Annotated in this window: 2 protein-coding genes; both read right to left on the minus strand. The window is 36.1% G+C overall.

Features of this window, described 5'->3' with window-relative positions:
* Nucleotides 1–715: 715 nt before the first annotated feature.
* A complete protein-coding gene (locus G322_RS0119315; protein ID WP_022943291.1) occupies nt 716–1,123 on the minus strand; it encodes a type II toxin-antitoxin system death-on-curing family toxin in 408 nt (135 codons plus the stop codon).
* The gene (locus G322_RS0119320) at nt 1,123–1,293 is read right to left on the minus strand and encodes a hypothetical protein (protein ID WP_022943292.1); all 171 of its coding nucleotides are present in this window, start codon (nt 1,291–1,293) and stop codon (nt 1,123–1,125) included. The genes G322_RS0119315 and G322_RS0119320 overlap by 1 nt, the downstream gene beginning before the upstream one ends.
* Between the last annotated feature and the right edge of the window lie 149 nt (nt 1,294–1,442).

The following is a 1,442-nucleotide window of genomic DNA, read 5'->3' on the forward strand; positions in this document are numbered from 1 at the left end:
CATTGTTTATTTTTTCTAGGAGTTTTCATATGCAGATTAGTCTCTTAAATATTATGATAGTAAGCCTAGTTTACTGCCAACTCTACAGCTTGGCTTGGCTAGCCTAACGCTGCGTTAAGCGGACAAAAATTGTGGGTTATAATGTGTAGCGAAGCGAAACGTAACCCACTGTTTTTGTTCCGTTTAAACGCCTTGTTATAGCGCTTCTCCAATAGGCTTAGGCAACCTCTTCCTTACGAGAATTACGATGCTAAATATTAACATGCCTATCGATAGTAAATTGATAGCAAACCCACTTCTTTCGACCATCGGGGTATATCTATCACCATCATGGTAAGTGAAGAAGAACGAAAGACCAGTTGTAAAATTGTAATTAAACTCAGGGCTAAATATCCTAACTGTCTGTACTGCGTAAAATACAACAAACAACAAAAAACCTAATGATGTACTTTTATACGTAAAAAAACACGCAATAAGCCCAAACGCTAGGTAAATGGTATAAACCATATTTATCAGGCCATTTTGCAAGAAAAGGCCCACTACATTTGAACCACCAAGTGCAATTAAAATGAACGAAAAGAGCGTAAATATTTTTTCAGAGTACTTCATACTTCTCCAGTATAATCGTGCGCTATAACGCCTCGTTAAGCGGATAAAAATGGTTGGTTATAATCGCGCAGCGATAACCAACTGTTTTTTCCGTTTAAACGACTTGTTATGTTTTTGTTTCGGAATGTTGGTCTTTTTCATATTGAGCATAAAGAATATCAGCAAAATCTAATTCTGTTATAACTCCTAAAACAAGGTCTCTTACGGCATCGGCGAGTAAATCATTGTCTGAGGTTAACTCATAATCATTAAGCGATAAATATTCAAAAGCTACGGCTAAACCAGTGCGCTTATTAGCATCAGGTAGCGCATGAGATATAGCAATACTTGCTGTATATTTTGATGCGATTTCGAAAACATCATCCAGTCCATTATAAACAATTGCATTATCAATACGGCTTAAAGCTCCCTGTAACTTTGAAAGATCAACGCTTCCTTTCATCCCAGGTTCAGTTTCAAGAATAAATGTATTAATTTCAACAACTCTTTCATATGGAAAACAAATTATTTTCATTACATGTAAGCCAGTTTTTTAAATGTTTTTATGTGAGTTCTTAAGGCTAGCTTGGTCTCTGACTTTACAATTTGCTGACCGGAGATACCTGACAGGTCAAGCTCTTTGGTGGCTCTGATTTTAGGGCGTTGTACTGCTTTAACCCCATAATTTTCTACTTTAAAAGTCATAATTAGTATTCCAAATATACGATAACTTTAATTATACTCTGATAATCAAAGAAAACATAACGCCTCGTTAAGCGGATAAAAATGGTTGGCTATAATCGCGAAGCGATGGCCAACTGTTTTTATTCCGTTTAAACGACTTGTTAGTTGCC

The sequence above is a fragment of the Psychromonas hadalis ATCC BAA-638 genome, assembly GCF_000420245.1.
GTDB lineage: Bacteria > Pseudomonadota > Gammaproteobacteria > Enterobacterales > Psychromonadaceae > Psychromonas > Psychromonas hadalis.